The 25,826-nt window shown below is 64.2% G+C and carries 24 protein-coding genes; 9 read left to right on the forward strand and 15 right to left on the reverse strand.

Annotation, left to right across the window (positions count from 1 at the left end):
- Positions 1 to 3: 3 nt before the first annotated feature.
- From J2R99_RS03410 to J2R99_RS03430, 5 genes are read right to left on the reverse strand one after another with little or no spacing between them, the layout of a single operon-like run.
- Positions 4 to 1,356 (reverse strand): 3-deoxy-D-manno-octulosonic acid transferase, encoded by a 1,353-nt coding sequence (locus J2R99_RS03410; protein WP_307153084.1) that lies wholly within the window; start codon positions 1,354 to 1,356, stop codon positions 4 to 6.
- Positions 1,349 to 2,047, reverse strand: coding sequence for a lysophospholipid acyltransferase family protein (locus J2R99_RS03415; protein ID WP_307153085.1), 699 nt, complete (start codon positions 2,045 to 2,047; stop codon positions 1,349 to 1,351). The genes J2R99_RS03410 and J2R99_RS03415 overlap by 8 nt, the downstream gene beginning before the upstream one ends.
- A gap of 2 nt (positions 2,048 to 2,049) precedes the next feature.
- The gene (locus J2R99_RS03420; RefSeq protein WP_307153086.1) at positions 2,050 to 3,882 is read right to left on the reverse strand and encodes an ABC transporter ATP-binding protein; all 1,833 of its coding nucleotides are present in this window, start codon (positions 3,880 to 3,882) and stop codon (positions 2,050 to 2,052) included.
- On the reverse strand, positions 3,866 to 4,120 hold the full coding sequence (locus J2R99_RS03425; RefSeq protein WP_092810027.1) for a DUF4170 domain-containing protein: 255 nt from the start codon (positions 4,118 to 4,120) through the stop codon (positions 3,866 to 3,868). Before J2R99_RS03425 ends, J2R99_RS03420 begins: the two co-directional genes overlap by 17 nt.
- Positions 4,121 to 4,133: 13 nt before the next feature.
- Positions 4,134 to 4,985 (reverse strand): 3'(2'),5'-bisphosphate nucleotidase CysQ, encoded by an 852-nt coding sequence (locus J2R99_RS03430; protein ID WP_307153087.1) that lies wholly within the window; start codon positions 4,983 to 4,985, stop codon positions 4,134 to 4,136.
- 178 nt (positions 4,986 to 5,163) lie between these two features.
- Between J2R99_RS03430 and J2R99_RS03435 the strand changes: the two genes are divergently transcribed.
- Positions 5,164 to 5,691: a hypothetical protein gene (locus J2R99_RS03435; protein WP_307153088.1), complete on the forward strand. Its 528-nt coding sequence runs from the start codon at positions 5,164 to 5,166 to the stop codon at positions 5,689 to 5,691.
- A gap of 80 nt (positions 5,692 to 5,771) precedes the next feature.
- Here J2R99_RS03435 and ubiA read toward each other — a convergent pair whose 3' ends face one another.
- Positions 5,772 to 6,722: a 4-hydroxybenzoate octaprenyltransferase gene (ubiA, locus tag J2R99_RS03440; RefSeq protein ID WP_307153089.1), complete on the reverse strand. Its 951-nt coding sequence runs from the start codon at positions 6,720 to 6,722 to the stop codon at positions 5,772 to 5,774.
- 117 nt (positions 6,723 to 6,839) lie between these two features.
- On the opposite strand from ubiA, the gene purD reads away from it, so the two are divergent.
- Both purD and J2R99_RS03450 read left to right on the forward strand, forming a co-directional pair.
- Positions 6,840 to 8,099 carry a phosphoribosylamine--glycine ligase gene (gene purD, locus J2R99_RS03445; protein ID WP_307153090.1) on the forward strand — a complete coding sequence of 420 codons (1,260 nt, stop codon included), beginning with the start codon at positions 6,840 to 6,842 and terminating at the stop codon, positions 8,097 to 8,099.
- A 225-nt stretch (positions 8,100 to 8,324) separates the two neighbouring features.
- Positions 8,325 to 9,221 carry a patatin-like phospholipase family protein gene (locus J2R99_RS03450; protein ID WP_092809128.1) on the forward strand — a complete coding sequence of 299 codons (897 nt, stop codon included), beginning with the start codon at positions 8,325 to 8,327 and terminating at the stop codon, positions 9,219 to 9,221.
- Between the two features lie 9 nt (positions 9,222 to 9,230).
- On the opposite strand, the gene J2R99_RS03455 is transcribed toward J2R99_RS03450, so the two are convergent.
- The gene (locus tag J2R99_RS03455; protein ID WP_370872259.1) at positions 9,231 to 9,683 is read right to left on the reverse strand and encodes a nucleoside deaminase; all 453 of its coding nucleotides are present in this window, start codon (positions 9,681 to 9,683) and stop codon (positions 9,231 to 9,233) included.
- A gap of 37 nt (positions 9,684 to 9,720) precedes the next feature.
- Between J2R99_RS03455 and J2R99_RS17740 the strand changes: the two genes are divergently transcribed.
- Together J2R99_RS17740 and rsmD are read left to right on the forward strand one after the other, a co-directional pair.
- A complete protein-coding gene (locus tag J2R99_RS17740; protein ID WP_370872260.1) occupies positions 9,721 to 10,962 on the forward strand; it encodes a pseudouridine synthase in 1,242 nt (413 codons plus the stop codon).
- On the forward strand, positions 10,937 to 11,521 hold the full coding sequence (gene rsmD / locus J2R99_RS03465; RefSeq protein ID WP_307153092.1) for a 16S rRNA (guanine(966)-N(2))-methyltransferase RsmD: 585 nt from the start codon (positions 10,937 to 10,939) through the stop codon (positions 11,519 to 11,521). Before J2R99_RS17740 ends, rsmD begins: the two co-directional genes overlap by 26 nt.
- A gap of 9 nt (positions 11,522 to 11,530) precedes the next feature.
- Here the strand turns inward: rsmD and mutL are convergent, their stop codons facing one another.
- The 7 genes from mutL to J2R99_RS03500 form a co-directional block, all read right to left on the reverse strand.
- The gene (gene mutL / locus J2R99_RS03470; RefSeq protein WP_307153093.1) at positions 11,531 to 13,405 is read right to left on the reverse strand and encodes a DNA mismatch repair endonuclease MutL; all 1,875 of its coding nucleotides are present in this window, start codon (positions 13,403 to 13,405) and stop codon (positions 11,531 to 11,533) included.
- 77 nt (positions 13,406 to 13,482) lie between these two features.
- The gene (locus tag J2R99_RS03475) at positions 13,483 to 14,136 is read right to left on the reverse strand and encodes a hypothetical protein (RefSeq protein WP_307153094.1); all 654 of its coding nucleotides are present in this window, start codon (positions 14,134 to 14,136) and stop codon (positions 13,483 to 13,485) included.
- Positions 14,137 to 14,237: 101 nt separating this feature from the next.
- A complete protein-coding gene (lspA, locus tag J2R99_RS03480) occupies positions 14,238 to 14,723 on the reverse strand; it encodes a signal peptidase II (RefSeq protein WP_307153095.1) in 486 nt (161 codons plus the stop codon).
- Between the two features lie 115 nt (positions 14,724 to 14,838).
- A complete protein-coding gene (ileS, locus tag J2R99_RS03485; protein ID WP_307153096.1) occupies positions 14,839 to 17,757 on the reverse strand; it encodes an isoleucine--tRNA ligase in 2,919 nt (972 codons plus the stop codon).
- A gap of 242 nt (positions 17,758 to 17,999) precedes the next feature.
- Positions 18,000 to 18,845 carry a DUF8605 domain-containing protein gene (locus tag J2R99_RS03490; protein WP_307153097.1) on the reverse strand — a complete coding sequence of 282 codons (846 nt, stop codon included), beginning with the start codon at positions 18,843 to 18,845 and terminating at the stop codon, positions 18,000 to 18,002.
- A 113-nt stretch (positions 18,846 to 18,958) separates the two neighbouring features.
- Positions 18,959 to 19,978, reverse strand: coding sequence for a bifunctional riboflavin kinase/FAD synthetase (locus tag J2R99_RS03495; RefSeq protein WP_307153098.1), 1,020 nt, complete (start codon positions 19,976 to 19,978; stop codon positions 18,959 to 18,961).
- An 11-nt stretch (positions 19,979 to 19,989) separates the two neighbouring features.
- Positions 19,990 to 20,880: a TIGR01459 family HAD-type hydrolase gene (locus J2R99_RS03500; RefSeq protein WP_307153099.1), complete on the reverse strand. Its 891-nt coding sequence runs from the start codon at positions 20,878 to 20,880 to the stop codon at positions 19,990 to 19,992.
- A gap of 248 nt (positions 20,881 to 21,128) precedes the next feature.
- Here J2R99_RS03500 and J2R99_RS03505 point away from each other — a divergent pair, with 248 nt between their 5' ends.
- The 4 genes from J2R99_RS03505 (at position 21,129) to J2R99_RS03520 (ending at position 25,360) form a co-directional block, all read left to right on the forward strand.
- On the forward strand, positions 21,129 to 22,589 hold the full coding sequence (locus J2R99_RS03505; protein ID WP_307153100.1) for a M16 family metallopeptidase: 1,461 nt from the start codon (positions 21,129 to 21,131) through the stop codon (positions 22,587 to 22,589).
- Between the two features lie 41 nt (positions 22,590 to 22,630).
- Positions 22,631 to 23,902 carry a M16 family metallopeptidase gene (locus tag J2R99_RS03510; RefSeq protein ID WP_307153101.1) on the forward strand — a complete coding sequence of 424 codons (1,272 nt, stop codon included), beginning with the start codon at positions 22,631 to 22,633 and terminating at the stop codon, positions 23,900 to 23,902.
- A gap of 148 nt (positions 23,903 to 24,050) precedes the next feature.
- Positions 24,051 to 24,671: a hypothetical protein gene (locus J2R99_RS03515; protein ID WP_307153102.1), complete on the forward strand. Its 621-nt coding sequence runs from the start codon at positions 24,051 to 24,053 to the stop codon at positions 24,669 to 24,671.
- Positions 24,668 to 25,360 carry an SDR family NAD(P)-dependent oxidoreductase gene (locus J2R99_RS03520; protein WP_307153103.1) on the forward strand — a complete coding sequence of 231 codons (693 nt, stop codon included), beginning with the start codon at positions 24,668 to 24,670 and terminating at the stop codon, positions 25,358 to 25,360. The genes J2R99_RS03515 and J2R99_RS03520 overlap by 4 nt, the downstream gene beginning before the upstream one ends.
- Here J2R99_RS03520 and J2R99_RS03525 read toward each other — a convergent pair.
- Positions 25,334 to 25,732, reverse strand: coding sequence for a DUF427 domain-containing protein (locus J2R99_RS03525; RefSeq protein ID WP_307153104.1), 399 nt, complete (start codon positions 25,730 to 25,732; stop codon positions 25,334 to 25,336). The two genes, J2R99_RS03520 and J2R99_RS03525, sit on opposite strands and share 27 nt — an antisense overlap.
- Between the last annotated feature and the right edge of the window lie 94 nt (positions 25,733 to 25,826).

The raw sequence follows: 25,826 nt of genomic DNA on the forward strand, positions 1-25,826 counted from the left end.
GGTTCAGCCCGCCTCGCCGGCTCGGGCGACGGCAGCAGGTTTTGCCGGCAGATAGGGGCGCAACGCATCGAGGCTCTTCTCAAGCGCGCCCGTGAGGCTTTCGATGCATTGCGTGGCTGCTTCGACGCGCTGGCGTCGATGCTCCGGATTGGCGAACAGCGCTTCGGCCTGGGCGGCGAGATCGTCCGCTCCGCTCACTTCGCCGACGGCATCGGCGGTGCGCAAAGCTGCGAAGATTTCCGCGAAGTTCGCCGTATGCGGCCCGTGCAGGATCGGCACTGCGAGTTTCGCCGGTTCGATCGGGTTCTGCCCACCATGCGGAATGAGTGTGCCGCCGAGAAAGGTCACATCCGCCAGGCGGTACCACAGCCCCATCTCGCCGATCGTATCGGCGATGAAGACAGGCTTCGTCATATGAGGCATGTCGCCGGCCGAGCGCAGGGCGGGCGTCAGCCCCGCATTGCGGCAAAGATCGGCAAGCGCCGGGGCACGTTCCGGGTGGCGCGGCGCCAATATCGTCAGAAGATCGGGACGCACGGCGCGCAGTTTCTCGGCTGCCGCGAGGACCTGCTCGTCTTCTCCCGGATGCAGGCTCGCGCCCAGAAAGACGGGGCGCCCCTCGATGGTCTCGCGGAAGGCGGCAAGCTCTGCCGCAGGCGCCGATGGTTCGGGCGCATCGAATTTGAGATTGCCGCTGACCATGACCTTGTCCATGCCGAGCGCCTTGAAACGGGCAGCGTCATCGCCGGTCTGCGCGAGACACAAAGAGATGCGCCGCATGATGGACCGGCCGAGCGGGCCGCTTTGCCGCCAGCGGCGGAAAGAGCGCGGGGACATGCGGCCATTGACAACGACGAGCGGGACACCGTGCCGCGAGAGCTCGTCCATGGCGACGGGCCACAATTCCGATTCCACGAAGATCGCCAGTCCGGGGCGCCAATGCTGGACGAAGCGGGCGCAATAGCGCGGCACGTCGAGCGGCACGTATTGATGGATGGCGTTACCCTTCAGCCGGGCGCGGGCGATTTTTGCCGAGGTCACCGTGCCGGTCGTCAACAGAACGCCGAGCCCTTCCTCCTGCATGGCCGAAATCAGTGCAAGGACGGCATTCGTCTCACCGACGCTTGCCGCATGCACCCAGACGAGCGGCCCGGCCGGCCGCTTGCGGCCGGGAATACCGCGACGCTCCGCCAGACGTTCACCCTCTTCCTTGCCGCGCCGCTCCCGCTCGCGCAAAAGCAGCGCCGCCGCAGGCTCGACGAGACGGCCGGCGCTGCGCCAGGCGGCAAAGGCGACACGGTCCCAGAAACCACGACCGTCGATCTCCCGCATCGGCGGGCCGTCGATTTCACGCATGACCGATCCCCGCGAGCTCTTCCGCCTTTGCCAGAACCGTGTTCAAGCCTTCTTCGGCCAACAGCCGGAGGGCTTCCAGCTCTTCCGGTGTCGCCTTTGCGGGAACGAAGATCGGATCTCCGAGCGCAAAGCCGCCGCGACCGAAGGGAAGCGGAATGCGGGCTCGATCCCAGCTTCCCAGGTCGATGCGCCATTTCGTGGCGACGCCAAGCGGCACGATCGGACGCCCGGAATGCTGCGCGAGCTTGACCACCCCCTCGCCGCAGCGCCTGGGCGTGCCCCGCGGCACATCGGCGGTCTGCGCAACCGAAAGGCCATGCTCCAAAGCATCGAGCATTCCGAGAAATCCTGCGACGCCGCCCTTTTTGGCGGCCTTCAGGCGGTCCCGTCCGCCCGAGCCCCGCACCACCTTGAGGCCCATCGCCTCGACTGCGGCGGCATTGATTGCCCCATCGGCGGAACGAGACACAAGCACAGCGAAGTCATGTCCTTTCCGCCGCATTAGCGGGACCAGGAAATGCTGCCCATGCCAGCAGGCGCCGATGATCGGCAGCTTGCCCTCGATCTTCGAATACGGTTCCGCGGGATCGGTGGCGAAACGCGTCGTGCGGCGCACGAATCTCAGATACGCGCCGGCCGCGCGTCCCACGAACCGGGCCACTTTGGGGTTCCGCGCAAGCGTCTTCAACATGCTCAGCGTCCGGCAGCCGCCAAGGCTGGTGTCTCGCCGACGAACTGCGTGTGGAACATGCGCGCATAGGCGCCGTTCTTGGCGATCAGCTCGTGGTGGGTGCCCCGCTCGACGATACGTCCCTCGACCATGACGCAAATGAGATCGGCCCGTTTCACCGTCGACAGGCGATGCGCGATCATCAAGACCGTCCGCCCTTTCAACAATCCGTCGAGGGCCGTCTGCACCTTGGCTTCGGCTTCCGCATCGAGTGCGCTCGTCGGTTCATCGAGGAGCAGGATCGGGGCATCGCGCAGCATGGCGCGGGCAAAAGCGACCCGCTGCCGCTCGCCGCCCGACAACCGCCCTCCGGCTTCGCCCACATGCGTCTCATAGCCGTTCGGAAGCCGAGAAATGAAATCGTGTGCCGCCGCAGCCTTTGCCGCTTCGATGATCTGCTCTTGCGAAGCGTCTTCCGAACCATAGGCGATGTTGGTCCGGATCGTCTCGTCGAAGAGAACCGGATCCTGCGTCAGGAGCGCGGATGCGCCACGCACACTCGGCAGAGTGACGTCACGAATATCCTGGCCGTCGATAAGGATGCGGCCGCCGCTCGGATCGAAAAAGCGCAAGGTGAGATTAAGGACCGTGCTCTTGCCGGCACCACTTGGCCCGACCAGAGCGACTTTCTGACCCGGCTCGATCGACAGGTCGAAATCGCGCAGGACCGGCGTGCCATTGTCATAGGAAAAGTCGACGTGCTCGAAACGAATGCGCGCTTCGCGCACATTGAGCGGCTTGGCGCCGGGCTTCTCCGCGACGATCGCGGAATGATCGATGACGGCAAAGATACGGCTCGCCGCGGTCACGCCTTCGGAAAGCTGAGCCTGGGTCTGGGCCAGAGTGCGCATCGGCGGATAGGTCAGCATCGCGGCGGTCAGAAAGCCGGCAAAGTGGCCGAGGGAAACGTTGCCATAAATCCCCTGCCAGCCGCCGTAGAAGATCGCGGCAGCGATACCGACACCGGAAAGCGTCTCGGTGACGGGACCGACGGCAGCGCGCGAGCGCGCCGTCTTCATCAAATAGCGGACGATGTTGTCGACGATGACGTGGAAACGCTCCGCCTCGCGCTGCTCCTGGCGATAGGCCTTGACGACGCGCAGGGATTGCAGCGTCTGTGTCAGCATGCTGCCGAGATCGCCTGCTTCCTTGAGCGAGCGCCGCACGGAGCCGGAGATGCGCTTGCGCTGGCGCGTCAGATACAAATAGGCGAACGGCATGCCCGCGCAGACGAGGAGCGCCAGCCGCCAGTCCATGTAGAACATCGACGCCGTCAGAAAGAGGACCGTCAGAGAATCCTTGACGAGGGCCGTCATGGTTTTGGCCGCCGCGCGCTGGACGATATCGGCGTCATTCACGAAAGCGGAGACGAAACGGCCCGAATGCGTGCGCTCCACCCAGGCGAGATCGGCCTTCGTCAGCGTCTCGAACATGCGGATGCGCAATTCGGAGACGACCTTGTTGCCGAGCCACGCATCGGTGACCTTGGACGTCCAATCGGCAACGCCGCGCACTCCCATGACGAGGATGATCGCCACCGGCAGCAGGTAGAGAAGCATTTCGTTTTTGGCGACGAACACCTCGTCCGCGACGACCTGAATCAGGAACGGCACGGCGCCGGACGTCGCTGCGCCGACAACCATACTGATCAGCGCGACGAAAAGGACGCGACGATGCGGCCAGAGAATATCGACCAGAAGCCGCCGCATGACGGCATAGGCCGAGATGTCCTCGACCGTCAGAGTATCGGTGCCACCGTCCCGGCTGATTTCGCCGGAACTACCGCTTTGGGTCATGTTCGGGATCAAGCAATCGGTGCAGATGCACGATGAAGTAACGCATATGCGCATTGTCCACCGTCATCTGCGCCTTTTCCTTCCAGGCTTTGTAGGCCTCGGCGTAGTTCGGATAGACGCCAACGATGTCGAGCGCTTCGAGGTCGGTGAAATGAAGGCCGCGCAGATCGCTCAGCTCGCCACCGAAAACGAGGTGGAGAAGCTGTCCGCTTTTCGCTTCGCGAGGTTCAGAGGTCATATATGGCCCTTGATCAGTGAGAGATCCCGGCGCGCGCCGCGCGCTCCTCTTCGACCCGGCGCAGAACGGCAAGCAATTTGTCCTGCAGTCCCGGATTGGCGGCAGCAAGCGTTCCATGCCGCAGCTCCGCCCGGTTGTAGACGGGCGGCCGCCCGTCCAACGCGGTCAGCCGGCCACCGGCTTCGTGCACCAAAAGATCACACGCCGCAAGATCCCAGTCATGCGCCCGGGGGCGCGCGAAGGCCGCATCGAAAGATGCATCGGCAACGCTGGCAAAGCGCCAGGCGAGCGATGGCAAATAGCGTGAGGGCCTTACAGAATGCTCGCGCCAGAGCTCGCTTTTGAACCAAGAGTTCGGGCCGGCAATGGCACAGTCGTTCAAACTGTGACGGCTCGCCACCGTGATTTTTTCACCGGCCTCGCTCGCGCCCTCGCCAAGCGTCGCCGTCATCAGGCGATCGAGGGCGGGGGCGAAAAGCACCGCCGCACTTGGGCGGCCATCGCGCACGACGGCGATCGAAATGCACCAATGCGGGTCGCCGGCGAGGAAGCCGCGTGTTCCGTCGATCGGATCGACCACGAAGACGCTGCGACATTCAAGACGGCGCGGATTGTCTGCAGTCTCTTCCGATAGCCAGCCATATTCAGGTCGGGCGGCCAGAAGCGTCTCGCGCAAAAAGGCGTCCACCTCCATGTCGGCCACGCAGACCGGCGAACCGCCGGCCTTGCTCCAATTCTCCGGATCGTGCCGGAAATGGCGCATCGCAAGCGTGCCGGCACGGCGCGCGGCTTCTGCCACAAGCACCCGATCGGCGCGGTTGCGCTCCGTCTCGTCGACGGAAATTTGAGTGTCAGACTGATCCATCGCACTGCCATATCGTGCGCCATCGCCAAAGCGCAATGTTCAGAGTTCGCTTACCCTCAAAGACAGAGACGCAGTCTTAACCACGCCCCTTAAGCAATCCGCAGATGCGAGGCGCGATCCTCTCGGCTATCAAATCGGCAAAAGCCGAGGAAAGAGCCAAACAGGCCGGGCAAAAAACATGCGTCAAACAGAACAGAAACTGGTCGGAGACGAAAATGCGGGTGGCCCGGTGCGGCGGCCTGCCGTCTTCGAGACCTTTGGATGGTATGCGGCGACGACGGCTGAAGGGGGACGCGCAGTGGCGCTATTCGCCAGCGAACGCGTCGTCATCGAGCGCACTGTCGCTGGCATGCGGTGTCTCCTCGACGTCGCCCACAGCGCCTTCAAAGGCGTTCGGCTCGTGCGGGAAGTCGGGGGCTATTGCGTCGTCGTGGAGCATGATGAGCCGGGGCTGACGCTCACCCTCGCACAGACCTTACCGCTCGACGAGGCACAGGCCTTCCGGGACGCCTTGAGCGCCCATCTGAAGAACGGCTTTGCCGGCGACATTCATGTCTCGAAGCGCTTCGAGGGAAGGCGATCGAAGCTGTGCAGCCGGCGTCGGCTGCGCAATACCAAACGGCCACGCTTTCTGGCGCGCCGCAGGATCGGCGGGGTGGGCGAACAAGAGCCGATCGAGGGCCACGAACTGATCGCGCGCAGCTGATCGCACTCAGCTGGCCCTTCGAACGCCAGCAGTGTCTCAAACAATCCGCGCCCGGCCTTTGCCGGGCATCGCGGGAAATGTCAGCCGAAAATGGCTTTAAACAGCGCGTCCAGGCAGAAGCCTGCGAAGATGATGGCCCCTGCGTCCCGGTTTGAGCGGAAGCGCAGAAGGCAATTGTCGGCAACCTCGGTGTCGAGCGTCGCCACCTGCCAGGCAAAATGCGCGGCAACGCCCAAGAGCCCGAGATAGGCGAAGTAGCCGCCGCCGGCGAGCATCACCGCCCCCAGAAGCAGGGCCATGGCGAGCCCGAAGAAACCGACGAGAGCCGGGCGCGTGCTGGCACCGAAAAACTGCGCCGTCGAGCCAATGCCGATCAAGGCGTCGTCTTCCTTGTCCTGATGCGCGTAGATCGTATCGTAGGCGACGGTCCAGGAAATCGCGGCGGCATAAAGCAGCACCGGCGCCCAGCTGAGCGAGCCGAAGATCGCTGCCCAGCCGACGAGCGCGCCCCAGGAAAACGAGATGCCGAGCACGACCTGCGGCCAGTTCGTGACGCGCTTCATGAACGGATAGACCGCCACGAAGACGAGCGAGGCGAAGCCGAGGCCGATGGTGAAGGCATTGAACTGAATGAGGACGAGAAGCCCCACCAGGCATTGCAGGAACAGGAACAGAAGCGCCCGTTTGAGGCTGACGGCCCCCGACGGGATCGGACGAGCGCGCGTGCGCGCCACCTTGGCGTCGATGTCCTGGTCCACGAGATCGTTGTAGGTGCAGCCTGCCCCGCGCATGGCGACAGCGCCGATGAAGAACAGGATGAGCTGCCAGATCGGCGGGAAAGCGCGACCATCGGCAATCGATGCGAGCGCGGACGACCACCAGCACGGCCACAGAAGCAGCCACCAGCCGATCGGACGGTCCCAGCGGGCCAGCCGCCCATAGGGCTTCAACCAGTCCGGAGCGAACCGATCGAGCCAATGGCGGGAGACGGAATCCGGGAGAGCTCCGCCCTGTGCGGCATTGTCTGTCATGACGTTTGCTCACCGAAAGTGGGAGAGAAGGTCAAGCCCCTTTAAGAAGGGGCTGCTGCGGCTTATCACCCCGACCTATAAGGCGCGAGGGGTTAAGCGCTTCAGGAGGCTTGAAACGTGCGGGTTTTGTTGATCGGAGGAGGCGGCCGCGAGCATGCGCTCGCAGGAGCGCTGGCGGCGTCGCCGCGCTTGAGCAAGCTGTTTGCGGCGCCTGGAAATGCCGGCATCGAGAATGTCGCGGAATGCATCCCACTTGATTCTTCAGACAACCGCGCCGTCGTCGATTTCTGCCGCAAGGAAGCGATCGACCTCGTCGTGGTCGGTCCGGAGGGCCCGCTCGTCGCGGGCCTCGTCGACCGGCTCAAGGAGGCGAAGATCCGCGCCTTCGGGCCGAGTGCGGCGGCGGCGCAGCTTGAAGGCTCGAAGGTGTTCACCAAGGTCTTGTGTGCGGAGGAGAATATCCCGACCGCCGGCTATGAAGCCTTCAGCGACCGCAAGAGCGCGCTCGCCTATGTGGAAAAGCACGCCATGCCTGTGGTGGTCAAAGCCGACGGCCTGGCCGCCGGCAAGGGCGTCACCATCGCCATGACGCTGGACGACGCACGCAAGGCGGTGGAAGGCATCTTTCTGGAGGACGGCGCCCAGGTCGTCATCGAAGAGCATCTCGTCGGCGAAGAGGCGAGCTTCTTCGTCTTGTGCGACGGAAAGACGGCGCGGCCTTTGACGACGGCACAGGATTTCAAGCGCGCCTATGACGGCGATGAAGGGCCCAATACCGGCGGGATGGGCGCCTATTCGCCCGCGCCCGTGATGGATGTCGGCACCCAGGCGCGGACGATGCGCGAGATCATCGAGCCGACGCTTGCGGCGATGGCGAAGCGGGGCATGCCCTTTTGCGGCATCCTCTATGCCGGGCTCATGATCACCGCCGACGGCCCGAAGCTCATTGAATACAATGTCCGCTTCGGCGATCCGGAATGCCAGGTTCTGATGATGCGGCTTGAAAGCGACCTTCTGGCGCTTCTCGATGCGGCAGTCGCCGGCACGCTCGACCGCACCTCCATCGCCTGGCGCAAGGAGCATGCACTCACCGTCGTCATGGCCGCCAAGGGCTATCCTGGTCCTTACGAAAAAGGCAGCACCATCAAGGGGCTAGAGGAAGCCGCGGCGGTCGAAGGCGCCACCGTTTTTCACGCAGGCACACGCCGCGTCGATGGCGACATTCTTGCCGCCGGCGGGCGCGTCCTCAATGTCGGCGCAATTGGGGCCGATCTCACACAGGCGCGCAAGCGGGCCTATGAGGCCGTCGGCCGCATCGACTGGCCCGAAGGCTTCTGCCGTTCGGACATCGGAGAGGCGGCAAGCCGTCGGGGCTGAACGCGCTTTCAGGTGCTCTTCAGGCGCGCCAAAGAACAAGACGTCATGATGGCTTTGCCGGCCGCGGCACCAAAACAGGTGTCGCGCGTTGGTTGTAAAACCTTCATGCAGCGCCTCTACGGTTCATGGGGGCGATAACTTCCTCACGAACCGTTTGAGCGGACAAGACCGGGAGGAGAGGCAGGCGGGAGGCCGATGCGGGCGAGGAAGCCCGGGAGCTAAAGGATGAGCTTGAATCACGATATCGGTCTGGCGCTTGGCGGAGGCGGCGCCCGCGGCATGGCGCATATTCTCGTCTGCGAAGTCTTCGACGAGCTCGGCCTGAAGCCGGCCCTGATCGCAGGAACCTCGATCGGCGCCATCATCGGCGCGGGTTATGCGAGCGGCCTTTCCGGTCGGGAGATGCGCGAGCGCGCCATCGAATTCTTCGGCCAGAGACGAGAGCTTTATTCTCGTCTGTGGCAGACGCGTCCGATCGGTTTCGGCGACATCCTACGCGGCCGCCTCTTGCAGGCGCAATTCGATACGCTGCGGGTGCTGGAGAACTTCGTGCCCGGCATCGAAGTGGTGCCGGAAACCTTCGAAGAGCTGAAAATCCCGCTCAAGGTCGTCTCCTGCGACTTCTACGGCTGGTGCGAGACCGTGATGGAGACGGGCGAACTCCGGCCCGCCATCGCCGCCTCGATCGCCATACCCTCCGTCTTCAAGCCCGTGTCGATCAACGGGCGCATCCAGATCGACGGCGGGGCGGTCAATCCGCTGCCCATCGATTTGTGCCTCGACAAATCGCTGATCGTCGCCTCCGACGTGGCCGGCGGTCCGAACGGGGACCCGGACAAGGTGCCGGGGCTGCTTGAGACGATCATCGGCGCCGCCCAGATCTCCATGCAGGCGGTGCAGGCGGAAAAACTGAAGCGGCGGCGGCCGGACATCCTGTTCAGGCCGGAAATCAACGGCTTCTTCATCCTGGACTTCATGAAGAGCGAGCAGATCATCTCGCTCAACGAGCCGCTCAAGGACGATTTGAAGCGGCGTCTCGAACACATCATCGATTCGCCCTTCGAGCGCAGCGATGCGCCTGCCGCCTCACAGATCCAGGCGGAGATCGGCCTCGCCCATTAGCAGCGCCGGTTAAGCCCCCCGCCGCTCCCTGAAAAAGCCGCGCAGAAGCTCGGAGGCGGCGCCTTCCGCGATGCCCGAATAGACCTCGGGGGCGTGATGGCAGGTCGGGGCGGAAAAAAATCGCACACCGTTGTCGACCGCACCGCCCTTCACATCCTCTGCGGCATAATAGAGCCGGCGAATGCGCGCGAAGCTGATCGCCGCCGCACACATCGTGCAGGGCTCGAGCGTCACATAGAGATCGCAGCCAGTGAGCCTTTCTGAGGCCAGCTTCGCAGCACCGGCCCGAAGAACGAGCATTTCCGCATGGGCACTCGGGTCATGGTCGGCGAGCGTGCGGTTGCCGGCACGCGCGATGATCTCGCCGTTTCGAACCAGCACCGCACCAACCGGCACCTCGCCACGTGCGGCGGCCGCTTCTGCCTCTGCGAGCGCTTCTGTCATAAAGGGGCTTCGTCTCATCTCGCTTGGTCGCGACGCCTCTGCTAGAGCTTGCCGCATGAGTGGGCAGAAAACCTCAGAAGCGCAAGACGGGCCGGACAAGGGCGAGCGCATCGCGAAAGTGATGGCGCGCGCCGGGCTATGCTCGCGCCGCGAAGCAGAAAGCTGGATTGCGGCAGGCCGCGTCAGCATCAACGGCCGCGTCTTGACGACGCCAGCCATCACCGTCACCGAGCGCGACAAGATCGTCGTCGACGGCCAGCCGCTGCAGGCGCGCGAGAGAAGCCGTCTTTTTCTCTATCACAAGCCGAAAGGCCTCGTGTGCACGCAGCGCGATCCGGAAGGACGGCCGACGGTCTTCGCCGCCCTACCGCCCGATTTGCCGCGGGTGATGAGCATCGGCCGGCTCGACATCAACACCGAAGGCCTGCTTCTCCTCACCAATGACGGTGGGCTGGCCCGTGTGCTGGAGCTCCCTTCGACCGGCTGGCTGAGGCGCTACCGGGTGCGTGCGCATGGCCGCATCGACCAGGAGACGCTCGACCGCCTGAAGCGCGGCATTGCCGTCGGCGGCATGCTCTACGGGCCGATCGACGCCGTCTTGGAGCGACAGCAGGGCGACAATGTCTGGCTTCTCCTCGGGCTTCGCGAAGGCAAGAACCGCGAGGTGAAGCGGGTGCTTGAGCATCTCGGCCTCGTCGTGAACCGGCTCATCCGCGTTTCCTACGGACCGTTCCAGCTCGGCGATCTGCCGGTCGGCACCGTCAAGGAGGTGCCGGGGCGGACGTTGCGCGACCAGCTCGGCGAGCGTCTGGCTGAGACCTCCGGAGCGGATTTCACCGCCCCTCCCCGCCCAACAAGCCCGTCAAGCGACAAGCCTCAACCCGCAGCCAAGGGGGGAGCGAAACCGGGCCGCAAGGGTGGCGGGGGCAATATCGGTCGGGGCACCAGGCTTTCGCCGGACACAGATCAGGCTTCCCGGAAAGGCACGGCCAAGACCGGCAGGGGAACGAAGGAGACCGAGACGCGGTCTCCGCGATCCGGCGCAAAAACCTCGAATCCCGCCCGGCAGGCCACCTCGGGCGAGCGTGCCGTCACCGGCCGCAGCGACAAGAAAAGCCGTGACAGGAAAAGCGACGACAAGAGAGCCGGAGAGCACACGTCCGGCAAGGGCCGGCCCAATAACGCCAAGCCTGGCAACGCAAGGCCCGGCAATGTGAGGCCCGGTCACACAGGGTCTGGCGACGCTAAGACCGACGACAGGAAGGGCGGCCATGCGCATCGTCGGCGGAAGCCTTAAGGGCCGGCCACTCGCAGCGCCGAAAACTCAGGCGGTGCGGCCGACGACGGATCGCCTGCGCGAGAGTCTGTTCTCCATTCTGGAGCATCGCCACGGCCTGCCGGCCAAGGGCAACCGCGTCCTCGACCTCTTCGCCGGCACGGGGGCCCTCGGGCTTGAGGCGATTTCCCGCGGCGCCGGCTACGCGCTCTTCGTCGAACAGGGTGTGGAAGGCCGCAGCCTCATCCGCAAGAATATCGAGACTTTGGCGCTGACCGGCGCGACCCGCATCTTCCGCCGAGATGCGACGAGGCTCGGCGTCGTCGGCACGATGGCGCCCTTCGACCTCGTCTTCTGCGACCCACCTTACGGTAAGGGGCTCGGCGAACAGGCGCTCGCCGCAGCCCTTGCGGGCGGCTGGCTGAAGCCCGATGCCCTCATCGTGCTTGAAGAGAGCGACCGGGCGGAGATTTCTCTGCCGGAGGGTTTTGTGCTCGTCGACAAGCGCGAGAGCAGCGACACGCAGCTCATCTTCCTGCAGGCGGCCGACGCGCCGGCGAGCATTTCCACATCCGGCTGAACGGCGCTCTCAGCGCCGGCCGAACAGCCGCTCGATGTCGGAGAGCTTCAGAGCCACATAGGTTGGCCGGCCGTGGTTGCACTGGCCGGAATTGGGCGTCTTTTCCATCTGGCGCAGAAGCGCATTCATCTCGTCGGGCTTCATCCGCCGGCCGGATCTGACCGAGCCGTGACACGCCATGGTGGCGGCGACATGGTCGAGCTTTTCGCGCAGGCGCGTCGACGCATCGAATTCGGCCAGATCGTCGGCAATGTCGCGAACGAGCGACGCCGCATCGACCTCGCCCAGAAGCGCCGGCGTTTCGGTGACGGAGATCGCGCCCGGCCCGAACGGCTCCACGACCAGGCCGAGCTCTGCGAGCTCATCGGCGCGGGCGGCAAGCCGCTCCACATCCTCATGCGGCAGATCGACGATTTCGGGGATGAGAAGCATCTGCCGCGGGATCTGACGTCCGCCGAGCGCCTCCTTCAGGCGCTCGTAGACGATGCGCTCATGGGCGGCGTGTTGGTCGACGATGACGAGACCGTCTTCCGTCTGGGTAACGATGTAATTCTCGTGGATCTGCGCCCGTGCGGCTCCGAGCGGATAGGACACGGCCTCGCCTGTCTCGACCTGCCGGAATTCCGCGCTCGGGCGGTCATCGACGAAGGCCGCTTGTGTCCCTTCGCCAAAGCCCGAGGCGAAGGTCGCGGGCTGCTCGGCCTCCTGCATCGCGAAAGTCGGCGAAGCGGCCTCAGCCTCGCCTGTCGGATCCGGCGCCGCCCAGCCCTGCCATCCAGGTGCAGCGCTCGGCGCATAGCCGAAAGGACGTTGTGCGCCACCTCCCCCGCCTTGCGGTCGTGCCGCCGAACGGCGCAGCGCTTCGAGCGTCTCCACCCCACCCGTCGAAGCGGCACGGAAGCCATGCTCGGCCAGGGCCTCGCGCACGGCGCGGATGATAAGGCCCCTCACGAGGCCGGAATCGCGGAAGCGCACCTCGGCCTTCGCGGGATGCACATTGACGTCGAGATCTTCGGGAGAAAGCTCCAGGAAGAGCGCCAGAACCGCATGCCGGTCGCGTGCGAGAACGTCGGCATAGGCGGCGCGGATCGCACCGGCGAGCAGCCGGTCGCGCAGAGAGCGGCCGTTGACGACGACGAATTGCGACAGGGAATTGGCGCGGTTGTAGGTCGGCAGGGCGATGAAGCCCGACAGGCGCACACCCTCCTTCTCGGCCGCGACGGGGACGGCATTGTCGGCAAACTCCTCGCCCAGAATATCGGCAAGCCGCGGCAGCAGCGATTTGCGCGGCGCCCAGTCGAGCGTCTTGCGGTCGCCGCCGGCAAGGGTGAAACGAATGTCGGGATGGGCGAGTGCGATACGGCGCAGTTGATCGGTGACGGCCGAGGTCTCGGCGCGGTCGGAGCGCAGGAATTTCAGCCGCGCCGGCGTTGCGAAAAAGAGCTCGCGCACCTCAACCTGCGTGCCCCCGGCGCGGGCGGCCGGCACCGGCTCGGCCTTGCGGCCACCGTCGACGAGAATCGACCAGCCATGCTCCTCGCTCTTGTGCCGGCTTTCGAGCGAGAGCCTTGCCACGGAGCCGATCGAGGCGAGCGCTTCGCCGCGAAAGCCGAGCGAGGTAATATGGGCGAGGTCGTCGTCCGGCAGCTTCGACGTGCAATGGCGGTCGACGGCGGCAACGAGATCGTCGCGGCACATCCCCTCGCCATCGTCGGTGACGCGGATGAGGCTCTTGCCGCCGGCGCTCGTCACCACCTCGACGGCCCGCGCACCGGCATCGATGGCGTTTTCCACGAGCTCTTTGACGACGCTCGCGGGGCGCTCGATCACCTCACCGGCGGCGATGCGGTTGACGATATGCTCAGGAAGAGCGCGAACGGCCAAGATCTGTTTCCGCTTTCGAATCCAAAGCGAGTCTGACGGAGGCCGTCCGGCTTGAAAAGGCTAAAGCCGAATTGGCGCTACTTGAACATCCGGGTGAAGAAGTTGCCCTTCTTCTTCTCGCCCGTCTCCGCCGGATCGACCGGGGCGGTTTCGGCGGGTTCCCGATACGCCTCGGGGGGATCCGTCAGATAGCGCCGCTCGGTGATGCCGACACCCTTGGCCTCGGCCATCTTTTCCTTGACGTCCTTGGCCGCCTGCCGGTTGCGGACGAGATCGTATTTGACGCCGATCTCGGCATCGTCTTCGCGCTCGCCCGGCTGACGCTTGCGGGCCATGCCGCTCAACGGCTTCAGGCTCGACACATATTCCGGAGACATGTCGTCCCGGGCGATGTTGTTGTCGGGATCGGCAGGGTTGAGAGCAACCGCCGACGCATTGGGCTGCGGGCCCGTCGGCCAGTTGGCGGTGCGCACCTCGGCCTCGGGTTCGGGCGGTCGCAATTCGGCACTCGGCGGCATCACGAGCGGCGAACGCGGCCGATAATCGATCGGCTTCTTGTCCTTGCCGCCCAGATTGCCGACGGCGGCCACTTCGGAGAAAATCGCCATCTCAGGCGCCTCGCCGGTGCCATAGGTTCTACCCGGACATCCGCCGAGAAGCATCGCGCCCACTGCCAGGGCGATGGATGCCGGCGCGAGCCGCTTTGCGGTTTCAGCCGCTGATTTCGCCATCAACTCTACCCCTTGCCCCATCGCTCGACAGGATTCTTTGCCGGCCAAGATGGACGCGGCTTATAGCACAAGCCCCCTTAGCGTCGACAGGAGCCCGCCTTTCACGATTGTTTGGCATTTTGAGGGCGCTCGGTCGCCCATGCGAGAAGCATGCCGATCACCCCCGCGACGATCCACACATCAGCGAGGTTGAAGACGTACCACTGAAAACTGCCGATATGGAACAGGAAGAAATCGGCCACCGCGCCGAAGCGCAGGCGGTCGATGACGTTGCCGATCGCCCCGCCGATGATGAGGCCCACGGAGATCGCGGAAAGAAACCGGTCGAGTTTCGTCAGCCAGTAGAAAAACACCGCCGCCCCGATCAGCCCGACGCCGACGAGCAGCCAGCGTCCGATCTCGCTTTCCTGCGTGAAGAGGCCGTAGCTGACGCCACGGTTCCAGACGAGGATGAGATCGAGGAATGGCGTCAGCGCCACGCGACCCTTCTCGGCAATGGCATAGGGCCCGAGCATGAAAGCCTTGTGCGCCTGATCGAGAATGGCCGCGAGCACGGCAACGACGACGCCGAAGCGGAAGGGCGTCATGCGGGCTTCCTTCCCGCGATCGCGCCCTCAACAATCGGGCATCCCGCAATCGGGGCTTCGGCGGCGATCGGAAAGCAGAGCCCCGTCGCCGCCGCCTTGATCGGCTGTGAGGGCGTCACGCCGCCTGTGCCTTTTCCCATTCGCGCATCGCCGCCGCATCGCGCGGCGTGATGTCGGGATATTCGGGATCGGCACCAACCTCCGGCGTGATCTTCCAAGAGCGGGCACATTTGCGCCCTTCCGCCTTCGCCGGGACGACGGCGACACCCGGAATATCGGCGAGACGGAACGCCTCCGCCGGTCCCTCGCCCAGTTCCAGGACGGCCCCCGAGGTGATGGCGATCTCGGCGAGATCGATCTCCTTCAAGATCGCAAGCAGCTCTTCATCGGCGATATGGACGATCGGGGCCGCCTCCAGAGACGAGCCGATGCGCTTGTCGCGCCGCTCCACTTCGAGCGCGCCCATGACGACGCGACGCACCGTCCAGATCCGCTCCCAGCGCTCTTCGAGCGCCTCGTTGCGCCATTGGGCCGGGATCTGCGGGAAGAGTTCGAGATGGACGCAGGCATTCTCGCCGAAGCGCGCCATCCAGGCTTCCTCCGCCGTGAACGGCAGCAACGGCGCCAGCCATTTGACGAGCGCATCAAAAAGCCGGTCGATGACCGTCAACGCCGCGCGGCGGCGCAGCGACGACATCGGATCGCAATAGAGCGCGTCCTTGCGGATATCGAAATATTCCGACGACAGGTCGATGGTCATGAAGTTGAAGATGGCGAAGAAGGCGCGCTTGAAGTCGAAGACTTCGAAGGCGCTCGTCACCGTCTTCTCGAGACGCACGAGTTCCGACAGAATGAGCCGCTCCAGCTCCGGCATGTCGGCGGGTTCGACCCGGTCCTCGGGGCGGAAATGGGCGAGCGAGCCCAGCATCCAGCGGATGGTGTTGCGGAGCTTGCGGTAGGAATCGGCGTTCGTCTTCAGGATTTCCGGACCGATCCTCAAATCCTCCGAATAATCCGAGGAGGCGACCCACAGGCGCAGAATGTCGGCGCCCGACTGCTCGATCACCTGCTGCGGCGTCACCTGATTGCCGAGAGACTTCGACATTTTGCGGCCGTCCTCGGCCATGACGAAGCCATGCGTCACCACGGCGTCATAGGGCGCGCGGCCATTGGTGCCGCAGCTTTCCAGAAGCGAGGAATGGAACCAGCCGCGATGCTGGTCGGAGCCTTCGAGATAGACATCCGCCGGCCATTTGAGATCCGCCCGCTTGCGCAGGACGAAAGCGTGGGTAGAGCCGGAATCGAACCACACGTCGAGAATGTCGTCGACCTTCTCCCAGGCCTCGACGTCTTCCACCAGACCTTCGAGGAAGCGTGCTTTTGCGCTGTCCTTGAACCAGGCGTCGGCCCCTTCCTCGCGGAAGACGGAGACGATGCGGGCATCGACCTCGTCGTTGCGCAACAGGGCTCCCGTCTCCTTGTTCACGAAGACGGCGATCGGCACACCCCAGGCGCGCTGACGCGACAGGACCCAGTCCGGGCGATGTTCGATCATGCCGCGCAGGCGGTTCTTGCCGGCGGCCGGATAGAACCGCGTCGCCTCGATCGCCTCCAGAGCGCGGGCGCGCAAGGTGTCGCTGCCTTCGATCGGCTCGTCCATATAGACGAACCATTGCGGCGTGTTGCGGAAGATGACCGGCTTCTTGGAGCGCCAGGAATGCGGATATTGGTGCTTCAGTCGCCCGCGGGCGAGAAGCCGTCCCGCTTTCACCAGCGCCTCGATGACGACCTTGTTGGCATCGCCCTTCTTGCCCTTATCGTCGATGACGCGCACGCCTTCGAAACCCGGCGCATCGGGCGTGAAGGCACCGTTCTCGTCGACCGTATAGGGGATCGTGGTGTCGATGCCCTCGCGGCGAAGCTCGCTCGCCTTCTCCATCCACACGTCGAAGTCTTCGCGGCCGTGGCCGGGAGCGGTGTGGACGAAACCCGTACCCGTATCCTCCGTCACATGTTCGCCGGCCATCATCGGCACGTCGAACTGATAGCCGCCGAGGCCGGCCTCGCGGAACGGGTGGGCGCAGCGCGCGATCGACGCCGGATCGACATCGCCGCGGCGCTCGTAAGCCTCGACGCGGGCATTCTTGAAGACGTCGGCCGCCAGCACATCGGCCAGCACCAGGCGGTCGCCGACCTTCGCCCAGTTCTCCTCCGGCGCCTGCGTCACTTCATAGAGGCCGTAGGAGATGCGCGGCGAATAGGCGACGGCGCGGTTGCCGGGCATCGTCCAGGGCGTCGTCGTCCAGATGACGACGAAAGCGCCGGCGAGCGGCCCGTCGCCGAGCACCGGGAATTTTACCCAGATCGTGTCGGATTCGTAATCGTGGTACTCGACCTCGGCTTCGGCGAGCGCCGTCTTCTCCACGACCGACCACATCACCGGCTTGGAGCCGCGGTAAAGCTGACCGGAGGCGGCAAACTTCAACAATTCCTCGGCGATCACCGCCTCGGCGTCGAAGCTCATCGTCAGATACGGGTCCTTGAAATCGCCGATGACGCCGAGCCGCTGGAATTCTTCCGACTGAACGCCGACCCAGTGGGCGGCGAAGTTGCGGCACATCCGGCGCAATTCGACCTTGTCGACGGAATCCTTCGACTGGCCCTTGGCGCGCAGGTTTTCCTCGACCTTCCATTCGATCGGCAGGCCGTGGCAGTCCCAGCCGGGCACGTAATTGGCGTCGAAGCCCATCATCTGGCGCGAGCGCACGATGACGTCCTTCAGGATCTTGTTGAGACCCGTGCCGATATGGATGTTGCCGTTGGCGTAGGGAGGGCCGTCATGCAGGACATATTTCTCCCGCCCCGAAGCCTCCTCGCGCTGGCGCTTATAGAGATCCATCTTCTCCCAGCGCGCGATGATCTCCGGCTCCTTCTTGGGCAGGCCGGCGCGCATGGGAAAGTCGGTCTTCGGCAGAAACAGGGTCTTCGAATAGTCTCGCTCCGCCTCGTTCGCGGCGGCTTTTTGGTCGCTCATCGTCATATCCTGAGCTCAGAATTCTATGAAAAAGCGCGTCGATCGAATGCGATCGCGGCCCGGCAATGCGCTTCCCGACCTCTCAGACAGAGGCCGGGCGGCTAATTCGCAGAAGGGCTATGATCTCGGCTCGCATGGGGCGGCTTGTAACCGAGAGCCGCGGCGATGAAAAGCCGCTGACGTCGTCTGCGCAAGACGGCCGAAGAATGAGAGGCGGAGGAACTTGCGGCCGGGCAGGCGTTTCACTTCTCCTCAAAGACATCCGCTTCCTCGGCATGCCCGGACAGCACCGCGGCGGTTCCCGCCATGGCATTGCGAAACGCATCGTCGAAGCTCACGCCGGCGACCTGCCAGTCGGCCGTCTCGCCCTTCGCCGTCAGGAGATGCCACTTGGCCTTCCACCCAAGCGCCGTCGCATCCCAAGCGATCGACCCGCCAAGGCCGACCTCCGCCCCAAGCGCGCTGGCGAAGGAGCGCAGGTTTTCCACCTCCCCTTCCCCCGAAGGCACGGAGACAGCGTCCTTTTCCTCCAGGATGGATTGCGCGGGCAGGACGATCGCAAGTCCGTATTGGCGGGCGGCAGCCTCCAGCGCATCCTTCTGATCGATCCCCCGCTTGCCGTCGCGCGTCAGGAGATAGCGGCGGCCTTCCGTGAGAACCGCGATCAGAACCGCAAGCTTCGGCCGGTCGAGCCAGGCGGCATAGCCGAGGCTTGCGAGTGCCAAGTCGATCTTCGCTGCATCGAACCTGACGGTGAGATCGTAGGGGCGGTCACGCGAACCCTGCTCGTCGTGATGCGGGATACCCTCCATGCGGTCGTGATAACCGTAATCGCTGACGAAGGACGGCGCTTTGGCAAGAAACTCCGCGATGCCGGGGTCGCTCTGGGAAAAAGGAACACCCGAGACTTTGACGAGAACCCTCAACAGGCACTCCTTCAAAGCTGGAAGCCGCGTCTCCTCGCGCTCGCCGGTGACGATCGTTTGCGCCTCATAAAGATCCGCGTGGCTCAAGGGCTCGGCACAGGCGGCCATCGGAGCCAGAAGCATCAAGACGGTCACGAGGACAGAGTGCCAGAAGCGCATCATCAAACCTCAGCGGCAGGCGAATGGGTGGTTCACCATAAAGGCCACCCGGCCGATTGCGAGGTTTATGACGCGGCAGGCACCCGCTCAGGGAAGACGTACTCAGTGAACAGGGGTCAGGCGAGCCCGAGAGCTTCAGCTTCCTGCTCGATGCGGGGCCAGTCGGCCGCGATGCGGCGATCGAAGTCCCCAAGGGGATGGTTCGCCAAAATTCTGCGCGCGGCCGCAGCATCCTCGTTCATCTGCGCCACCAGCGCCTCGATGGAATCGAAGCGCTCCTCGGCACGGATCCAATCGACGAGCGAGACGAGGCCCATTTCGCCGTAAAGATCGCCGCCGAAATCGAACAGGAAGGTCTCAAGCTTCGGTGCACCGTCATCGAAGGTCGGGCGACGGCCGAAGCTCGCCACGCCGTCATGCACACGGCCATCGGGCCGGGTGTAGCGGACCGCATAGATGCCCTGACGCAGATCGCAGGAGGGCGGCAGGACCATATTGGCCGTCGGAAAGCCCAGATCGCGGCCGCGGCGGTCGCCATGAACGACTTTCGACGCCACCGACCAGGTCCAGCCCAGGAGCTGGCGCGCCTCTTCGACCCGACCTTCCTCGAGTGCTGCGCGTATCCGGCTCGATGAGACCGCCCCCTCTTCATCGCCGTGCTTGTCGACGACCGTCACGCCGAAAGACGAAAGCACGCCCTGACGCTGCAGGAATTCCGGCGTGCCCTGGCGGCGATGGCCGAAATGAAAGTCGTAGCCGGTGACGGCATGGCGCAGTTGGAGCTTCTCGATAAGGAAGCGGCGCACGAAATCTTCGGCCGAGGTTTCAGCGAAGGCCGTATCGAAATGCGCGACGACGACGCCGTTGAGGCCGAGAGCGGAGGCGACACTTGCCCGCATCACCGGCTCGGTCAGTCGGAAGAGCGGCTTGTCGGGCGCGAAGAACGAGCGCGGATGCGGCTCGAAGGTGAGAAGGATGCAGGGCGCGCCAAGATGCTCCGCCTCTGCCTGGGCGGCGGCAAGCACGGCCTGGTGACCGCGGTGCATGCCGTCGAAGTTGCCGATCGCAACGACGGCGTTCCGCCATTCCTCTGGCAGGCAATCGAAGGTCGCGATCGAAACGGTCGAAGACGGCATCGGACGGCAGATCAGCGGAGAGGATCGGACGAGGATGTGCCCGTATCGCCGGAGGACCAGACGAGGCGCGGCAGGAACGCCACGACGTGGCGCTCTTCCTCGATCAGCCTGCGGCGCACCTTATCAAAATCCGGCTTTTCGGGATGGCCGAATTCATGGGCATGAATGCCGGCCGTCACCATCAGGCAATCGATGCCCGCCTGGTTGGCACCGCGGATATCGGTGTTGAAGGCGTCGCCGATCGCCAGAACCTTCTCGCGGGAAGGATGACCGAGGGTCGCCAAGGCCGCGTCGTACATCGGAGCAAAAGGCTTGCCGACGAGGATCACCTCGCAGCCGAGTTCTTCATAAAGCTCGGCGAGCGCACCGGCGCACCAGACGAGGGTGCCGCCGCGTTCGACGACGACATCGGGATTGGCGCAGACCATCGGAATACCGCGCCCGGCGAGCCTCTCCAGAAGCGGGCGGTAATCGTCAGGCGTTTCGACGTCGTCTTCCGACAGGCCCGTGCAGCTGATGGCGACCGCCTCGTCGGGTCCCACCAAAGTCACGTCGAGGCCATCATAGAGCGACAGATCGCGGTCGGGACCGATATGGCAGATGCCGCCCTTCTTGGCGTATCCGGAGATCGCCTGGCGGGTCACATCGCCGGAGGTGACGATCGCATCATAGGCGTCATCGGGGCAGCCGAGCGCCAGAAGCTGCTCGCGGACCGGTCCGTTCGGGCGCGGCGCATTGGTGATGAGCGCAACGCGGCCGCCCTTCTCGCGGAAACGGCACAGCGCCTCCACGGCGCCGGGATTTGCAGCGACACCGTTGTGAATGACGCCCCAGACGTCGCACAGCACCGCCTCGTAATCGGCGGCGATCTGCGCCAGACCTGATATCTCTTCCGCTTGCATGGGCCCGTTTGCGCTTTGACCGAAAAACGGCACGAGCCGCGGGTAACGGCTTGCGGCCGGGACGTCAATTGGCCGGCCCGCCAACATGCGGCCAACGTGAAGAGATGTTCATTGGGCATCACCTCTGGCGCCCTATATGTGCGGCTATGTCCAGCACCTAAACCGCAGCCGGTTGCGAGAGACTCCAAATCGGAGACTTCACCTTGAAGCATTTCCCGTTCAAAGTGCCGACCCTAGTCGGAGCGTTCATGGTCAGCCTCATCCTTTCCCCTGCCCTCGATCGGGCACCTGCTTATGCAGAAGATGCAACACCCGACGAGGTGCAGAGCACCCCACAAGTCGCGCGCATCGCCCCCAATGCCGAACATTTCAAGCTCGAGAACGGCATGGACGTGGTGGTCATTCCCGACAAGCGCGCCCCCGTCGTCACCCATATGGTCTGGTACCGCGTCGGTTCCGCCGATGAGCGACCCGGCCAGTCGGGCAACGCGCATTTCCTCGAACACCTCATGTTCAAGGGCACGAAGAAGCATCCCGGCGGCGAGTTCTCCACCTATGTGTCGAAGATCGGCGGCGAGGAAAACGCCTTCACCAGCAACGATTACACCGCCTATTACCAGCGCGTTTCCAAGGACCACCTGAAGGACGTGATGGAGTTCGAGGCGGACCGGATGAGCAATCTCGTCCTGACCGACGAAGTCGTCGCGCCGGAACGCGACGTCATCCTGGAAGAGCGACGCATGCGGGTCGACAACGATCCAGGCGCTCTCATGAACGAGGCGCTCAACCGGATCTTCTATCTCAATCATCCCTATGGGCGGCCGACGATCGGCTGGGAGAACGAGATCAAGGCGCTCAACGCCAAGACGGCGCTCGATTTCTACCACGAGTTCTACACGCCCTCGAATGCGATCCTGGTCGTCGCCGGCGACGTCACGCCGGACGAGGTGAAGGAACTCGCCGAAGAAACCTATGGTCAGATTCAATCGAAGCCCGACAGCGCGCGGCCCGCGCGGCCGGCCGAGCCGCCCTCGCCCGGCCCGCGCACCATCACCGTGCGCGACGAGAAGGTGCGCGAGCCCAATCTGATGCAGTTCTACGGCGTTCCCTCGGCCGTCACCGCCAAGCCCGGCGAAGCCGAAGCGCTTTCGGTTCTCGCCGACATTCTCGGCACCGGCGCGACGAGCCGCTTCTACAACGAGCTCGTGCGCGACAACGGACCGGCGACCTATGCCGGCGTCTATTACAGCCCGACGGCTGTCGATGATTCCCGCCTGATCGTCGTCGGCATTCCGCGCGACGGCGTCGATCTGGAGACGCTGCAGGCCGATATGGAAGCCTCCATCCGCAAGCTCGCCGAAGAGGGCGTCAGCGAAGAGGAGCTGACACGGGCCAAGAACTCGGTGGTTGCCGATGCCGTCTATTCGCAGGACAGCCAGCAATCGCTTGCCCGCATCATCGGATCGGCGCTCGCGGTCGGTCGAACCCTGGAAGATGTTCAGACCTGGCCGGCGCGCATCCAGAAAGTGACGGCAAAGGACGTGCAGGAGGTGGCGCAGCGCTATCTCGATCCCGAGAAAGCCGCCACCGGCTATCTCAAACCGTCGCTCGACCACCAGGCCGACATGTCTGAGGCTCCCGGCCACACGCCCGCCGCCTCACCCGCGCCGGAGACCGCCGATCCGGCCGCAGCGATGGAGCAGAACTGATGCTGCGCACCCTTTCGCTTGCCTTATCCTTCGGAGCCATAATGAGCCTTGCCGTCGCCATGCCGACCCGTGCCCGCGCGATCGAAATCCAGGAAGTGACCTCGCCCAAGGGGATCACGGCCTGGCTCGTCGAAGATGACACGGTGCCGATCGTCAACATGCAGTTCGCCTTCCGCGGCGGCTCGGTGCAGGATCCGGAGACCAAATCCGGTCTTGCCAATCTCGCCTCGGGGCTTCTCGACGAAGGCGCCGGCGATCTCGATTCCAAGGCGTTTCAGACGCGCCTCGACAATCTCAATATCAAGCTCTCCTTCGACACCGGCCGCGACGCCTTTTACGGCAGCATGAAGACGCTGACCGCCAATGCCGACGATGCTTTCAATCTGACGAAACTCGCTTTGACCGAGCCGCGCTTCGACGACGAGCCGGTGGCTCGCATCAAGGCGCAGATCCTGTCGAAGCTCAGAAGCGACGAGACCGATCCGAATGAGCTCGCCCGTCGTGCCTGGGCCAAGGCCTTGTTCGGCGACCATCCTTACGCGCGCAACGGCGAGGGCACCCAGGAAAGCGTCGAGGAGCTGACGGCGGCCGACCTCAAGGGTTTTGCCGAGAGGAACCTCGCCCGCGACAATCTCGTCGTCGCGGTCGTGGGCGCGATCGATGCGGAGACGCTGAAAGGTCGGCTCGACGAAGTCTTCGGTGATCTGCCGGAGAAGGCGGACCTCGAGCCCATCGCCGACGTCACGGCGGCCGCAGGCAAGACGGCGCATGTCGACCTTCCCGTGCCGCAGACCTCGATCCGCCTCGGCGGCCCTGGCATCAAGCGCGACGATCCGGATTTCATTCCTGCCTATATCGCCGACCACATCCTCGGCGGAGGCACCTTCTCCTCCAGGCTCTACCGCGAAATCCGTGAGGAACGCGGACTTGCCTACTCGGTCGGAACGAGCCTCGTGCCCTTCGATCATTCGGGCGTCTGGGTGGGAGCTGCCGCGACGCGCGCAGACGCCGCCCAGGAGGCCGTCGATTTGATGGTCAAGGAAGTCAAAGACATGGCGGAGAAGGGGCCGACGGATGAGGAGCTCGCCGATGCGAAGTCCTATCTCACCGGCAACTACGCCCTGCGCTTTGATTCCTCCGGCAAGATCGCCAAGCAGCTTCTCGCCATCCAGCTCGACCATCTCGGCATCGATTATGTCGACAAGCGCAACGAGCTCATCAATGCCGTGACTCGTGAGGACGTGCAGCGCGCCGCCAAGCGGGTCTATGGCGAGCCCCCGACGGTGATCACCGTCGGGCAAGCCGCAAGCTGACGCCCCATTGTGAGCTTCGCCGGGGCGGGTCTGTCGTTGCGCCCCGGCTCTTCCTTCTCTACCTGTGCCCGCGCACCGGCCCTTCCCCTCCCCTTGCCCTGCAAAAGCCCCTCTGCGAATCTGAACATCGCAGAGAAAGAGGGGCGTCATGTCTTGGAGAGAGCTGCGCCGCAGGGCGGGCTTGATGCTGCTGGTCGCAGCCATCTTCACCAGTGCGGCAGAGAACGCGGCGATGGCGCAGGACCCGCGCCTCGCCGATCTCGGCGAGAAAGCAGCCGAGGCGCTTGAAAAGGGCGACACGGTTGCCGCGCTCGACCGGCTTGAGGAGGCCTCAGACATCATCTGGCACGAGGGCCCGCTCGCCTTCCGCAAGGCGCTTGCCGTGAGTTCCGCCGAAGGTTTCGGCGATTATGTTCCGAGCCCCCACAATCGCTACCGACCCGGCGAGACAATGCTCGTCTACGCCGAACCCGTCGCCTTCACTTATGTGCCGCAAGACGGTCAGCATCTGGTGGCGATGGATGTCGACCTGACGATCAGCAATCTGACGGGACAGGTGATCGCCGAAGGCCGGAAGGTGTTTTCCATCAAGACCGCGGTCGCGGCACCGAAGCGCGACTTCAATGTCGTCTTGTCCTATCCCGTGCCCACGCTGCAGCCCGGCAACTATCGGGCCGAGTTCACGTTTCACGACACGGAGAACGCAAAGACGGCGGGTTTCTCAATCCCGCTCGAAATCACCGAGACCGACCAGGAGGCCCCGCAATGACACCGAAAACAGCACTGATCGTCGGTGCAGGGCCAGGACTGTCGGCGGCCGTCGCACGCCGGCTGGCCGAGCGCGGCACCAAAATCGCCCTCGCCTCACGTACGATGGAAGCCAACCAGGCGCTCGCGAACGAACTGGGCGGGCGCGCCTATCGCTGCGATGTCGCCGAAGAAGACCAGGTGGCGGATCTCTTCCAGGCGGTGGAGCGAGATCTTAAAGCCCCTGATTTCGTGCTTTTCAATCCGAGCTATCGCAGCAAAGGGCCGCTCGTTGAGCTCAAGCCTCATGATGTGGAAACGTCCCTGAAGGTCACCGCCTATGGCGGCTTTCTCGTCGCGCAACAGGCGGCCAAGCGGATGATCGAGGCCGGCGGCGGCGCCATTTTCTTCACCGGCGCCTCGGCGAGCGTAAAGGGCTTTGCCCAGTCGGCACCGTTTGCCATGGGCAAATTCGCCCTCAGAGGCCTTGCGCAATCCATCGCCCGCGAATTGCATCCGAAAAACATCCATGTGGCGCATTTCATCATCGACGGCGCCATCCGCGCGCCGGGGCGCAGCGAAGCCGACGACAAGCCGCAATCGCTGCTCGATCCGGATTCGATTGCCCGCTCCTATCTCGGCGTCCTCGACCAGGAGCGCTCCGCGTGGAGCTTCGAGGTGGAGCTACGGCCCTGGCTTGAGAGCTTCTGAATCGGCGTCGCCCGACGGGAGATCGCTCATCTCGATTTCGACCTTCTTGGGATCGAACGACAGACAATGTGCAATGCGCGAGATGGCGGGATAGGGATTTTCGTAAGACCAGGCGATATCCGGCACGAACGTTTTGTCCCTCATGAGCGAATAATAGCTCGCAGCGCCCTTGTGCGGACAAGTCGTGATCTTGTCGGAACGCTGCATATGCGCCATGCGGACATTATGACGCGGAATATAGATGACGTCCGGCCGCCCCGCTTCAGAAACGATGACTGCACGCGACGAACGCGCAAGCAGGAGATCACCGAGACGAACCGTGACAAGGCCGGAATTGACGCTGAAGCTGATCGGATGCTCTTTGTGCGGCATCGGTATTCCCCCGAGCCGGGCTCGTAATCCTTTCAGTCATACAAATTCAAGTAGAATCTTATCTAATTCAGCGCCAGGCAGAAAAGGAAGCAGG

This window comes from Rhodopseudomonas julia, assembly GCF_030813515.1.
Lineage (GTDB): Bacteria > Pseudomonadota > Alphaproteobacteria > Rhizobiales > Afifellaceae > Afifella > Afifella julia.

Excerpts from the sequence above, each read along its gene's own strand:
- J2R99_RS03410 (WP_307153084.1), bottom strand. The coding sequence starts at position 1,356 with ATGCGTGAAATCGACGGCCCGCCGATGCGGGAGATCGACGGTCGTGGT.
- J2R99_RS03415 (WP_307153085.1), bottom strand. The coding sequence starts at position 2,047 with ATGTTGAAGACGCTTGCGCGGAACCCCAAAGTGGCCCGGTTCGTGGGA.
- J2R99_RS03420 (WP_307153086.1), bottom strand. The coding sequence starts at position 3,882 with ATGACCCAAAGCGGTAGTTCCGGCGAAATCAGCCGGGACGGTGGCACC.
- J2R99_RS03425 (WP_092810027.1), bottom strand. The coding sequence starts at position 4,120 with ATGACCTCTGAACCTCGCGAAGCGAAAAGCGGACAGCTTCTCCACCTC.
- J2R99_RS03430 (WP_307153087.1), bottom strand. The coding sequence starts at position 4,985 with ATGGATCAGTCTGACACTCAAATTTCCGTCGACGAGACGGAGCGCAAC.
- J2R99_RS03435 (WP_307153088.1), top strand. The coding sequence starts at position 5,164 with ATGCGTCAAACAGAACAGAAACTGGTCGGAGACGAAAATGCGGGTGGC.
- ubiA (WP_307153089.1), bottom strand. The coding sequence starts at position 6,722 with ATGACAGACAATGCCGCACAGGGCGGAGCTCTCCCGGATTCCGTCTCC.
- J2R99_RS03450 (WP_092809128.1), top strand. The coding sequence starts at position 8,325 with ATGAGCTTGAATCACGATATCGGTCTGGCGCTTGGCGGAGGCGGCGCC.
- J2R99_RS03455 (WP_370872259.1), bottom strand. The coding sequence starts at position 9,683 with ATGAGACGAAGCCCCTTTATGACAGAAGCGCTCGCAGAGGCAGAAGCG.
- J2R99_RS17740 (WP_370872260.1), top strand. The coding sequence starts at position 9,721 with ATGAGTGGGCAGAAAACCTCAGAAGCGCAAGACGGGCCGGACAAGGGC.
- rsmD (WP_307153092.1), top strand. The coding sequence starts at position 10,937 with ATGCGCATCGTCGGCGGAAGCCTTAAGGGCCGGCCACTCGCAGCGCCG.
- J2R99_RS03475 (WP_307153094.1), bottom strand. The coding sequence starts at position 14,136 with ATGGCGAAATCAGCGGCTGAAACCGCAAAGCGGCTCGCGCCGGCATCC.
- lspA (WP_307153095.1), bottom strand. The coding sequence starts at position 14,723 with ATGACGCCCTTCCGCTTCGGCGTCGTCGTTGCCGTGCTCGCGGCCATT.
- ileS (WP_307153096.1), bottom strand. The coding sequence starts at position 17,757 with ATGAGCGACCAAAAAGCCGCCGCGAACGAGGCGGAGCGAGACTATTCG.
- J2R99_RS03490 (WP_307153097.1), bottom strand. The coding sequence starts at position 18,845 with ATGATGCGCTTCTGGCACTCTGTCCTCGTGACCGTCTTGATGCTTCTG.
- J2R99_RS03495 (WP_307153098.1), bottom strand. The coding sequence starts at position 19,978 with ATGCCGTCTTCGACCGTTTCGATCGCGACCTTCGATTGCCTGCCAGAG.
- J2R99_RS03500 (WP_307153099.1), bottom strand. The coding sequence starts at position 20,880 with ATGCAAGCGGAAGAGATATCAGGTCTGGCGCAGATCGCCGCCGATTAC.
- J2R99_RS03505 (WP_307153100.1), top strand. The coding sequence starts at position 21,129 with ATGGTCAGCCTCATCCTTTCCCCTGCCCTCGATCGGGCACCTGCTTAT.
- J2R99_RS03510 (WP_307153101.1), top strand. The coding sequence starts at position 22,631 with ATGAGCCTTGCCGTCGCCATGCCGACCCGTGCCCGCGCGATCGAAATC.
- J2R99_RS03515 (WP_307153102.1), top strand. The coding sequence starts at position 24,051 with ATGTCTTGGAGAGAGCTGCGCCGCAGGGCGGGCTTGATGCTGCTGGTC.
- J2R99_RS03520 (WP_307153103.1), top strand. The coding sequence starts at position 24,668 with ATGACACCGAAAACAGCACTGATCGTCGGTGCAGGGCCAGGACTGTCG.
- J2R99_RS03525 (WP_307153104.1), bottom strand. The coding sequence starts at position 25,732 with ATGCCGCACAAAGAGCATCCGATCAGCTTCAGCGTCAATTCCGGCCTT.